The sequence below is a fragment of the Vibrio sp. 10N.286.46.A8 genome (assembly GCF_041470165.1).
GTDB lineage: Bacteria > Pseudomonadota > Gammaproteobacteria > Enterobacterales > Vibrionaceae > Vibrio > Vibrio tasmaniensis_A.
The window spans coordinates 1-11536 of the sequence record NZ_JBFRLX010000072.1 but is presented as its reverse complement, the minus strand read 5'-3'; the positions used below and the strand labels follow the sequence as shown (position 1 = coordinate 11536).

Annotated in this window: 9 protein-coding genes; 5 read left to right on the top strand and 4 right to left on the bottom strand. The window is 43.7% G+C overall.

Going from position 1 to position 11536, the window contains the following annotated elements; genetic code table 11:
* Window positions 1–215 precede the first annotated feature (215 nt).
* Both AB4232_RS08855 and AB4232_RS08850 read left to right on the top strand, forming a co-directional pair.
* Window positions 216–842 (top strand): D-Ala-D-Ala carboxypeptidase family metallohydrolase, encoded by a 627-nt coding sequence (locus AB4232_RS08855; RefSeq protein ID WP_009845677.1) that lies wholly within the window; start codon window positions 216–218, stop codon window positions 840–842.
* 165 nt (window positions 843–1007) lie between these two features.
* The gene (locus AB4232_RS08850; RefSeq protein WP_372086948.1) at window positions 1008–1244 is read left to right on the top strand and encodes a hypothetical protein; all 237 of its coding nucleotides are present in this window, start codon (window positions 1008–1010) and stop codon (window positions 1242–1244) included.
* 32 nt (window positions 1245–1276) lie between these two features.
* Here AB4232_RS08850 and AB4232_RS08845 read toward each other — a convergent pair whose 3' ends face one another.
* The gene (locus AB4232_RS08845) at window positions 1277–3868 is read right to left on the bottom strand and encodes an ATP-binding protein (RefSeq protein ID WP_372086949.1); all 2592 of its coding nucleotides are present in this window, start codon (window positions 3866–3868) and stop codon (window positions 1277–1279) included.
* Window positions 3869–4683: 815 nt separating this feature from the next.
* Between AB4232_RS08845 and AB4232_RS08840 the strand changes: the two genes are divergently transcribed.
* Complete coding sequence (locus AB4232_RS08840; protein WP_012600313.1) at window positions 4684–6120, top strand: glyceraldehyde-3-phosphate dehydrogenase; 1437 nt, start codon at window positions 4684–4686, stop codon at window positions 6118–6120.
* A 245-nt stretch (window positions 6121–6365) separates the two neighbouring features.
* Here AB4232_RS08840 and AB4232_RS08835 read toward each other — a convergent pair whose 3' ends face one another.
* Together AB4232_RS08835 and hcp are read right to left on the bottom strand one after the other, a co-directional pair.
* Window positions 6366–7445, bottom strand: coding sequence for a 2Fe-2S iron-sulfur cluster-binding protein (locus tag AB4232_RS08835; protein ID WP_372086947.1), 1080 nt, complete (start codon window positions 7443–7445; stop codon window positions 6366–6368).
* 119 nt (window positions 7446–7564) lie between these two features.
* Window positions 7565–9226 (bottom strand): hydroxylamine reductase, encoded by a 1662-nt coding sequence (gene hcp / locus AB4232_RS08830; RefSeq protein WP_004730037.1) that lies wholly within the window; start codon window positions 9224–9226, stop codon window positions 7565–7567.
* A gap of 273 nt (window positions 9227–9499) precedes the next feature.
* Between hcp and AB4232_RS08825 the strand changes: the two genes are divergently transcribed.
* Both AB4232_RS08825 and AB4232_RS08820 read left to right on the top strand, forming a co-directional pair.
* Window positions 9500–9730, top strand: coding sequence for a hypothetical protein (locus AB4232_RS08825; RefSeq protein WP_017061777.1), 231 nt, complete (start codon window positions 9500–9502; stop codon window positions 9728–9730).
* Window positions 9731–9783: 53 nt separating this feature from the next.
* Window positions 9784–10947: an alpha/beta hydrolase gene (locus tag AB4232_RS08820; RefSeq protein ID WP_372086946.1), complete on the top strand. Its 1164-nt coding sequence runs from the start codon at window positions 9784–9786 to the stop codon at window positions 10945–10947.
* Between the two features lie 109 nt (window positions 10948–11056).
* On the opposite strand, the gene AB4232_RS08815 is transcribed toward AB4232_RS08820, so the two are convergent.
* Window positions 11057–11536 (bottom strand): LysE family translocator (locus AB4232_RS08815; RefSeq protein ID WP_372086945.1); only part of this gene is annotated, 480 nt, incomplete at its 5' end.

Here is an 11536-nt window from a genome sequence, read left to right as displayed (position 1 = left end):
TACACATCGACGCCTCTGTCTTGTATAAATACCCAGCAATTCGCTGCAAAAACCAGCTCGAAAGGTCAACACGCCCTCATAACCCACTCTTTGTAGTGGGTTTTTTTGTGCCTAAATTCCGGCGTCTATACTTAATCGAACGTAATATCCTTAGTGTACGTAAGTAACTAGGTGAACGTTAATAACTAGGCGAACCTAAGCGATGGAGAGACTTTATGTACGGAAGTATTCTGATTACCTTGGCACTATCAACAACGCAACCTTACCCTGAAAAATTTGAGAAACTTTATACCGAAGAAACCGAAATCACTTATGACGACCTCGTAGTCGATGTTCATGGCTACAAAGTTCCCACGAGATCAGCATTTCGAGGTTGGATGCTCCTTAACCACGCCCAAGATCAAGTCAAGGCGATCGGACAGCAACTCAAAGATAACGGCATCACCCAAAGCATGCCTCTGCACTTAGTCTTGTTGCAAGGCACCGACTGGGCAATGAGCAACACCACTCTGTTTACCCTACCCAATAAAAAGCATGTACCAAAAATGATTAATACCCTTAAGTACATTCAACAATATATTGAGCCTGAGATTGGCGTTGTAATTCCTGTGTCTGGAGAAAGAACCGATATCTACAATAAGCAAGCGGGTGGCGCACTGCGAAGTAAACACTTAGAGTTCTGCGCTTTAGACTTAGTGCCTGCTAATGATATTACTCGCGAAAATCTACACGTGAAGCTTAAAAAGATTCATGCGGAATTTGGGCAAAAGAATAACGTTGGACTGGGTTTGTATTCTGGTGTTCGATTCCACATCGATACTTGTGGATTCAGACAGTGGTAAGAACACGAATATGTCATAAAGACCCACAATGCAATTGAGTCATTGCGACTCACAAATAGAATACAGAAAAATTAAACCATTGATTTAAAAATAAAAATACAACTGGAACGATAATTGCTATTGATAACAAGTATCATAATTATTAATAGCAATTAGGAATTCAATATGAAGACGATGACTCAACGCTTTCAAACTCTACTGTCTGTTTCAAATTTCAGTTTAGCTATCACCGCCTTGCTAATGCTACTCAGTATTATTGTTGCTTATCCGATGGCCGATTACTTCTCACTACCCATTCAAATTTTCGCACACCTCAGCACCATATTAGTGGCCGGGTTACTAAAAATCAGCTACGTAGGCCGCTGTGTTGCACAATACAGCCTTGGGCAAGAAGTACGCTAAATCACACAGCGCTAGCCTTGATACTGGGACCATTAGACAATATCAAGGCTACTGAAAAGATCATACAGTTGGTGGGATTTATAAGGTTTCGGCAAGTAGGCGTTCATGCCTGCTTCAAAGCAATTTTTGATGTCCTCTTCTAAGACACTAGCGGTTAAAGCAATAATGGGTAGTGGTGGGGTTTGTTGATCTGTCTCCCACTCTCGAATCACACGAGTCGCCGTTATACCATCCATAACTGGCATCATGCAGTCCATTAGAATGGCATCAAACTGAGCGCCCTGGGTGATGACATCGACCGCCTCTTGGCCATTGCTGGCAATCAAATATTCATAGCCCGCTTGCTCAAGGAAGAAGCTCGCTATCTTCTGATTCATCAGGTTGTCTTCAACAATCAGAATACGTCGATTCAGAGAACGAACTTCTTCATCTTTTACTTCCACCGTCGGTGATTGTGCTTCACCGGCATCAAGCGATCGTAGGCTGTTTAAGAAGCGTCTACCCAAAAATGGTAATGTATGGGTCGAGTGAACCGTTTCTGTGATTAGATTGGTTTTAAATAGGTGATGCTGGCACACAATAACGCGAGTCAGCGGATACAACGCCTTTAACACCTCAAGATCTTTCCTCATAGAGTGATGCAGCGTGTGACAATAAAGTACTAAGTCACTTTCTTTCAGGCTCTCACCAAGATCCGAAATGGATGACACAACATTAGGTCGAACATTTAAGCGCTCGCACTCTTTGACCAATTGATCGAGGTAATTGAAAGAATTAGAAATAATTGTCGCACGGCTTAGGTTATCGAACGTTTGAGCGTGAGCCTCGACCGTGTCTACGTACAAACAAAAGGTGAATGTAGAGCCTCCTCCTTTCACTGAGCGTGCGGTAATATAGCCGCCCATCAAGTCAACAAGCTGCCGACAAATCGCAAGCCCTAGCCCTGTACCGCCGAATTGGCGAGTAATACTGCCATCTTCTTGAGTGAAAGGTTCAAAAATGGACTCTAGCTTCTCTGGCTCAATCCCAATCCCGCTATCAGACACACTGCATTCAAGCTTACCTCGCCCCAAAGACATCGGTGTATAAGCAATATCCGTTGTAATCGTGCCTTTTGAGGTAAATTTAATAGCATTAGACAGCAAATTGGTTAGCACTTGTCGAACACGATACTCATCGAAAAACAGCTGTGTTGGGGTTTGAGCATCAATGTTGATGTCGAGTTCAATGTCTTTACTGATCGCTTTCGACAAAATTACGCTCACAGAGTCGTAAACCGCTTCTCGCAAATCGGCATTATGCGGCGACAACATTAAGTTACCCGACTCTATCTTAGAAAGATCGAGAATGTCATTGAGTAACACCAACAACGAATGTGAAGACGACTCGATATCCTCAAGTACCTCTTGTTGGTTAGCGCTCAGTTGACTCTGAGATAAAATTTCCGCCATACCGATAATTCCATTAAGCGGCGTACGTATTTCATGGGACATGTTCGCTAAAAATGCACTCTTGGCCTTGTTAGCCGAAATTGCATCTTCTTTTGCTATTATCAGCTCTTTGTTGTGATGATAGTTACGTTCCATCACTCGATTGAGGGTTTCAGTAAACTCGGCAAGTTCATCGTTACCTTGAATATGAATCACCTTAGGCTTGCCGTAACTATCCGCGCATTCAGACACCCCTTTCAAGATAATCGATAAGTTTCTATTTAAGCGCAAAGATGTCGCGACACCAAGCCATAACAAAGCACCTGAAACAACAAGGATAAGCAATGTCATAACCGCCGTTTGCCTTTTCTGTAGCGCTATATTTTTTGTCAAATCAAACTTTAATTGATCGGTATAAGCACCAACCGCCTTTGAGATCGCCAGTTTCTTTCGCTCTAAACTTTCCACATGTTCATATATTTCAGGTGCCGAGAAGTCACCTTTGAGAAGCCGAGCAGTAAAACGGTCTTGAAATTCATCTTGGGAGAACATGTTTAACAGTTGGCTAATTTCCAGCGAGTGGCTGTCTGATCGTAAAAACGTATCTAACAGCTGTTGTTGCCTTTCTAAAGCACCAACATAGCTCAATAAATATTGCTCGATCAGCTCTGGAGAACGATACAAGCGGTAACTCAGCCACGCTTCTCGCTGAGTCCAGAACACGTAGTGAGTAAGGTTGATAAACATCGCATCTGTTTGGCTGATCTTTTCGTCCACTATATTGGCACGATATTCAGACAGCTCCATTAACACGCCTTTTAACAGGTCAAAGGCTCGTTCTGTTTGCTGTGCGTTGCTGACAGTAATCAGTGATGCGTCGCTGTCAGTACTAGTGGTTACCCGCGCGAGCTTCTTTAACACACTCTTTAACTCAATCAACTGCGGCTCGACAGTCCAACTGTTGTCGAACTGTTGAAGTTGTATTTCGTAATGAGCAAGCCTATCCACTTCCGCTTGCAGCTCTAAAAACAATGGACCTTTCTCTGGCGAGTCTTTAGACAGCACTAACCATTGATAAGCACCACTTGAAACAGCATTAAAAGATTGAAGTGCTTCCACCTTAATTCGCGTTGCTTCAAGGTGATTCATCTTCTTATCGTTCTTGAGCACTTCATTGACTGTAAACCCAAACATAATGAATACAGAAACCGTGGAAAGAAAAATAAGACGCCATCTAATTGACATATTTATCATTTTTATAACGACTCCTTTCCCGATAGTATTTTTACCTAGCCCAATATAAGAATAGGACATTAACAGGAGTTATTGATCAAATTGAATATGAACAAATGACATTATGAGCTAATCATAGGGAATTGGCGTCAGTCGTTATCCACACACAGGATTTAAGGAGGAAGGTCTGTTTTAAACAAGTGAAAGGATAAGGTTATGCCTCTAGATGACCGCAAGTCACTGCTCTAGAAACCAATAAACACCAAAGTTAAGTCAAATTTGTGAGATCTAATCGTTTGCGTCACGAACTTTCTGTACTCAAACTCAGCTTATTAAAAGGTCGAACAAGAAAACTCGCTGAATACCTTATCTGTCGTTTACTTTTTAAGTGTAACTAGTGCTAATGATCACATCTTCAATGATCACCATGACCTTTATTACATATCATATTTTGATTTGAGTATTTTTTGGCGAAAATTAAGTGCTACAGATTGTTAAAGTCAATAGCCTTTATGAGTGCTAAAACCTTAATTTATGACTAAGGTAATGCCGATTTGCAGACAATTTATCTGCATTTATTTTTCCTAGCAGAATAACCCGTCGTACCTTACAATCCTGCCACATAAAAATTACAAGTTACACACAAGGTATATCAAGCGCATTTTAAGTGGCGTCAAAGACCACCAAAGCTTAGATAGCTCAACTCCCCCATGCTCTCATGGCTACCCTACATTCGCTATGATTGCAGAAATTAACGTGAAAGGTCCCGAGTAAAGATGAGTCCCGAAAAGCACCTCCTAGACTGGCAAACTAGTCAAACTATTGCTGAATCAATCGCTCCTACTTTAGGTCAGTTGTACCGCCAAAAAGGCGTTGAAGTTATCCTCTTCGGTAAAACACTGGTTAACGCAACAACTATCGACATCATCAAAGCTCACCGCATCGCAAAACGTTACACAGGTTCTCCGCTTACCGCAGAACAGACTCAACCCATCATTCAACACCTTCTCTCTATGGACTTATCTCCATGTCGTATCGATGTTGGTCGCCTTGCTCATACATTCTGGCAAGATCGCGAAGACACACACGGGTTGAATGATTTCCTACAAACTGCACTTTTAGAATCGCTTGAAGGCGATGCGATGACAGAACCTCGCGATGTTGTCTTGTACGGTTTTGGTCGTATTGGCCGTTTGCTTACTCGTCTATTGATCGAGAAAAGTGGCCCAGGTTACCCACTACGTTTACGTGCAATTGTTGTTCGTGGCGGCAAAGACGGTGACTTAGAAAAACGTGCAAGCTTGCTACGTCGTGACTCTGTTCATGGCCAATTCAACGGCAGCATCGTTGTAGACCAAGAACGTAAAGCGATCATCGTTAACGGTAACTTCATCCAAGTTATCTACGCAAACAAGCCAGCAGAAGTGGATTACACATCTTACGGTATCGAGAATGCACTTGTGGTTGATAACACAGGTGTGTGGCGTGACGCTGAAGGCCTAAGCCAACACGTTGCGTGTAATGGTGCGAAGAAGGTTCTACTGACTGCGCCAGGCAAAGGTGAAATTAAGAACGTTGTATTTGGTGTAAACCAAAATGACATTCAACCAGAAGACACGATCATCTCTGCTGCAAGCTGTACAACCAACGCGATTACGCCAGTATTAAAAGCGGTTCACGACAAGTTTGGTGTCCTATCAGGTCACATCGAAACGGTTCACTCATTTACCAATGACCAAAACCTAATCGATAACTTCCATTCAGGAGATCGTCGTGGCCGTGCTGCTTCATTGAATATGGTACTGACATCGACTGGCGCTGCTAAAGCGGTATCAAAAGCGATGCCAGAAATGGAAGGTAAGCTAACAGGTAATGCGATTCGCGTACCTACGCCAAACGTTTCAATGGCAGTAGCAAACCTAAACCTTGAGAAAGGCACAAACAAAGAAGAGTTGAACGAGTACCTGCGTGAAATGGCGCTATCTTCAACTTTATCTGCACAGATTGATTACACCGACTCAACCGAGATTGTATCTACCGATTTGGTTGGTTCTCGCCACCCAGGTGTGGTTGACGGTGTTGCAACTATCGCGCAAGACAACCGCGCTGTTCTTTACATTTGGTACGACAACGAGTTTGGCTACAGCTGCCAAGTTGTTCACTGTATGGAACAGATGATGGGTGTTCGTTACAAGACATACCCTGAAGTTTAAACGACTTCGATCTTGTAACTAACTCAGCGCAAACGGCTCCACAACATAATAATTATATCTGCGAAGTCTATTATGGGCTTCGCAATCCTTCTTGTTTTACTCCCCCGTATAAACAGGAAGGTTGCCACTTAGATCTGCTCTCTCTATCTGATCTAAGTGGCCTTTTTACATCTGTTACTTTTATTTTGGTCTCTATCACGCCAACTTTGTTTTTACCGTTCTAACAAAGTTCGACTTCACATCTGCTACAGCTCAACCTCAACGTCTGACTGAATCGTACTCGAACACGCAAGGACATAACCTTGCTCAATCTGTTCTGGCGTCAAAGTCTCTTGGCTGCTTGATTCCACTGAACCTTTGGTTACTTTGCACTTGCAAGAACCACAAATCCCACTGCGACAGGCAATAATAATCGGAACACCAGCTTTCTCTAATGAATCAGCCAATGGTGTACCCGCTTCCGCTTCTACTTCTGCGCCAAATGCAGGAACAAACACCTTAACGGCACCATTTGAATCTGCAGACGCTTCTGCTTGTGGTTCTTCTGAAGCAGTATTGCTATTGGCTAGTGAATTATTACTTTGAGTCGCGGGAGTAAAACTTTCTTGGTAGAAGTTATCCATGTTGAACTCAAGTTCTTTCAGGTAGTTCTCTATGTCTTGCATAAAGCTAACCGGCCCACACAAGTATACGGTTCTGTCTAAGATGTCTGGGCTGAGTGTTACCAACCAGTTCTTGTCTAGACGACCTTGGGGAGCAGTTGTTCCTTCACTGTCTTTCAGAAGCAACTTAAGGTTAAAGTTAGCGTGTGTCTCATCAAGTTGGTTAAGCTCTTCAAAGTAGATGGTCTCGCGTCGATTACGTGCCATGTGAACAAAATCGATTTCAACATCACTGCCTTGAGCCAACCAATACTTTGCCATCGCCATCACCGGAGTGATACCGCAACCCGCGCTCACTAGCGTTACTTTCTTGGTAGCTGTTGGCATGCAATCAATACAGTTAAACGCACCAGCAGGCTTCAATACAGAAACCTCATCACCTTCATCAAGTTCATCAACAATAAAGTTCGAAACCAAGCCACCTTCCACACGCTTTACCGTCAGTTTCAGGCGGTTATCTTCAGGACAAGACGCTACAGAATAAGCACGGTAATCCGTTTTCGCCGGCATATCCAAACCCAGAGTAATAAATTGCCCTGGCTTAAAGTTGAAATGTAAGTCTTGTGGAACGCTGCCAAGCTCAAAGCTGACCGTATCTGGCGTCTCGTGCCATTTCTTTAAACACACTAAATTGATTGAATCGCTATCCGACCATGCATACATAGTTCGTGTACCTTGCTAATGACTAGATGATTAAATGACTAAAGATTTAAATCGAAAAAGCCCCGCCGTTGTCTGTTTTAGAAAAACGTCACAACAACGGGGCTTAGAGCTGGCTTAAATTAAGCCGCTAAGATTGTTTTAAGATCTTGCTCTGGCGTTGAGATAGAACGCATATCGAACTCGTCTTGCATAATCTTTAATAGGTTTTCTGTTAGGAAAGCTGGCGCTGTTGGGCCCGTGTAAATACCTTTCACACCAAGAGCGAACAGGGTAAGCAGGATAACGATCGCTTTTTGCTCGAACCAAGATAGAACCAGCGTTAACGGAAGTTCGTTGATACCACAATCAAACTCTTGAGACAGTGCGATAGCAAGCTGAATCGCAGAGTAAGCATCGTTACATTGGCCAACATCTAACAGACGTGGGATACCGTTAATGTCGCCGAATTGGTTTTTGTTGAAACGGAATTTACCACATGCAAGTGTCAGGATTACTGAATCTTCTGGCGCTTGAGCTGTGAAGTCTGTGTAGTAGCTACGTTCAGATTTGTCACCGTCACAACCACCGACTAGGAAGAAGTGTTTGATGTTGCCTTCTTTTACTTGCTCGATAACCGCCGGAGCCGCTTCCATCAGTGCGTTACGACCAAAACCGACAGTGATCATTTGCTCGATCTCATCGTGTTTGAAGCCTTCTTGCGCAAGAGCACAGTCGATTACTGCGCTGAAATCGTCGCCTTCAAGGTGATCAACACCCGGCCAGCCTACGATGCTACGTGTAAATAGACGGTCTGCGTAAGAACCTACATCAGGGTTAAGCAGGCAGTTAGATGTCATTACGATGGCACCAGGGAAGTTAGCGAATTCTTTTTGCTGGTTCTGCCAAGCGCTGCCGTAGTTACCCGCAAGGTGTGGGTACTTGTTCAGTTCAGGGTAACCGTGTGCAGGTAGCATCTCACCGTTAGTGTAAACGTTGATGCCCTTGCCTTCAGTTTGTTGAAGGATCTTTTCTAGATCATGTAAGTCGTGACCAGAAACAAGAATACAGTGGCCTTTCTTAGTCTTAACATTCACGGTTGTTGGTTGAGGGTGACCAAATGTATCTGTCTCACCTTTATCCAGCATTTCCATGACTTTGTAGTTCATCAAGCCAATCTGCATAGACGTATCTAGCAGTTGTTTTAGGTCAGATGGGTCAGTACCTAAGAAGGCCATGATTTCGTGGTATTCAGCAAAAATAGCATTGTCAGTTTGACCAAGAACACGCGCGTGCTCCATGTAGGCTGCCGCACCTTTTAGACCGTATAGGCAAAGAAGGCGGAGACCAATCACATCTTCATGTTGAGAGTCGTGACCACGGTTTACCGCAGCTTGAGGGGCAAGCGCCAATAGCTCTGAAGAATCTGTAGGAAGATCGAATTGCGCAGCAGCCGAAAGTGCTGGGATTTCAAAACCGATCAACGTAGCAGCCGCACGTACCTGTTGCTCTAAACGCTGCTTAAACTCGTGAGATTGTTGTGCGAACTCGATAATACGAGCAGGGTCGAAGTTAACGTTAGTCAGTGTTGCGAAGAACGCTTTTGGTGCCCATTCGTCAATTTCAGTATCAATAACATCGCAAGCGCGGCCTAAATTGGCCCAGAAAGAAACACCTTGAAGAGAATGCACCAACACGTCTTGAAGGTCGGATACTTCCGATGTTTTACCACACATACCTTGTGCGAAAGAACAGCCTTTTACGGTTGGGGTTTGAATTGTTTGTTCACATTGAATACAGAACATAAGGGCTCCAGTAATATTTTAGTTAACTGTAAGTACTTTGCTTACAGTGACTTATTCCAAACCCTATAGAGCATCAACCGTGCCAACTTTTAACTCATTGATTTTATTAATCTTTCCTTTATCCCCTTATTTTAGTGCGTGATTATGACTACATATAAACTCTCAATCCACACACACCTGAGTCATAGTGACTCTCTAGAATTATTTGGTGGTGTTCATGTTTCGTTCAGAATAGAAGCGATATAGTAACAACATAGAAAAAGAGGAATGAATATGAAAAATATATTAGTTACGATTGTTGCGTTGTTTACTGGCCTATTGGCGTTATTCACTAGCTTGATCCTTGCTATTCCTTTAGCTATTGCAGCTTTAATTACTGGCAAGCGCATTCAGAATCAAATGAAGAAACAAGGTTTCGCAGCTCATATGAACACTCGTCAGTCATCAACCAATGATGCCGGTGTTATTGAAGGTGAATACGAAGACCTTTCAAGCAAAAAGTAATCTAAACTTAAGTTTCAAACACAGTGAAAGCACAACAGAGACAACATTAAAAAATGCATAGAAATACCATTCTAACGCTGCTCGCCTTAACGACTTTAAGTCTCGTTGGTTGTTCCAACGAGACATCGATACCCGCTTACGAAACATCTCCAGACTTGCCTAGCTATCAGCAAGACAACTTTGATGCCTACGTCAATGACACCCAAGATTGGCTGCTGAAAAACCGCGTGTTCATGACAAAAGACAAGCAGCTTGAGATTCAGCTGAACTCCCCGACTGAATACAAACCTACCGAACCTAATGGCAAGGCAGTGTTATTGGTCCATGGATTAGGTGATTCACCCTATTCGTTTAAAGACATCGCTACCCATTTGGCTGAGCAAGGTTACTTAGTGAGAACGGTATTGCTTCCGGGTCACGGTAGTCGTGTGGGTGACCTAATGCAACCGAGCTTAGATGATTGGCAAGGTGTGGTCGCTCACCATACCAAGTTGCTTGAGCAAGAGTATGATTCTGTGTGGCTTGGCGGCTATTCAACAGGCGCAAATCTCGTCACTTCGCAAGCGATGAACGATCCTAAGATCTCCGGATTACTGCTGTTTTCTCCTGCGTTTCAACCAAGCTCGTCTGCCGTTCAATACGCAGGGCTCGCAAGCTACTTTTTCACTTGGGCTGATCAAGATCCTGAAGACAACGTGTTGCGTTACAACTCATTGCCAATGAACGGTGCCTCGGTTTACTACGAGACATCAGAAGTCGTTCGTGATGACTTACAAGATAAGCACTTCGATAAACCGGTGTTTATTATGATGAGTGAAGGCGACAGCGTGATTGACACCAGTTTCGTTCAACAAGCGTTTACTGAATCCATGCCCAACCCAAACAATGTCTTGGTTTGGCAAGGAGAAACCACACTGGATGATCCTCGCACTGTTCAATACAGCATGAAGCTCCCAGAGCTACGTATTTCGAACGGTTCTCATATGGGTTTACTGTTCTCGCCAAGCAACCCTTACTACGGGATCAATGGTAGCGAGAAGATCTGCTCCAATGGTCAAGAGGAAGGTTTTGAAGCACAGTGCAACGCGACAAGTGAAGTGTGGTACTCAGCATGGGGATATCGTGAAGAAGGTAAAAACCATGCGCGTTTGACCTACAACCCGTACTTTTCAGATTCCATGGAAAAACTCGATGCGGTACTGAATTCGGAAGGCTAACAAGCTCAAGTCTGTCGAAGCCAATCCATAGAGGTCAAAAAGGCTCACTAGATAACGTCTAGTGAGCCTTTTTAATGGATATCGTTTCTTTCCAGTATATGGACTATCGCTATATCGTCCACACCACACGCACAGCAAGCAGGATTAAAACCACGCCAGACAATCGATCGATCAACTGCGCTTTTGCTCGAATGCGCTCTACGATCAATGGGCTAGAGAGCACCAGAGTAATAAAGGTATACCAAAGGCCATCAACAATCAGTGGCGTTGAGACAATAATCACTTGATTGCTCAGTTCGTTACCTAACGCCACAAATTGGCTAAATAAAGCGATAAAGAACAGCGCGATCTTAGGGCTCAAAATAGAGATCAAGAAAGCCTCGCGAGCAGACTGCATGTAGCTCATCTGTTCACCCGCTTCCAATTTCGCAGCAACCCCACCTTTTGAGCGTAAGGCATTCACACCAAGGTAAAGTAGATAAGCTGCCCCCGCCAAGCTGATGCCTTTAAATAACATTGGTGATTGCTCAAGTAACACCGCTAAACCGACAATGGTTGCGAACGCGTAAATACCTATGCCCGCAGCGTG

Bases quoted from the DNA above. Each gene is read 5' to 3' on its own strand.
- AB4232_RS08855 (WP_009845677.1), top strand. From the start codon at position 216: ATGTACGGAAGTATTCTGATTACCTTGGCACTATCAACAACGCAACCT.
- AB4232_RS08835 (WP_372086947.1), bottom strand. From the start codon at position 7,445: ATGTATGCATGGTCGGATAGCGATTCAATCAATTTAGTGTGTTTAAAG.
- hcp (WP_004730037.1), bottom strand. From the start codon at position 9,226: ATGTTCTGTATTCAATGTGAACAAACAATTCAAACCCCAACCGTAAAA.
- AB4232_RS08825 (WP_017061777.1), top strand. From the start codon at position 9,500: ATGAAAAATATATTAGTTACGATTGTTGCGTTGTTTACTGGCCTATTG.
- AB4232_RS08845 (WP_372086949.1), bottom strand. From the start codon at position 3,868: ATGTTTGGGTTTACAGTCAATGAAGTGCTCAAGAACGATAAGAAGATG.
- AB4232_RS08820 (WP_372086946.1), top strand. From the start codon at position 9,784: ATGCATAGAAATACCATTCTAACGCTGCTCGCCTTAACGACTTTAAGT.
- AB4232_RS08840 (WP_012600313.1), top strand. From the start codon at position 4,684: ATGAGTCCCGAAAAGCACCTCCTAGACTGGCAAACTAGTCAAACTATT.
- AB4232_RS08850 (WP_372086948.1), top strand. From the start codon at position 1,008: ATGAAGACGATGACTCAACGCTTTCAAACTCTACTGTCTGTTTCAAAT.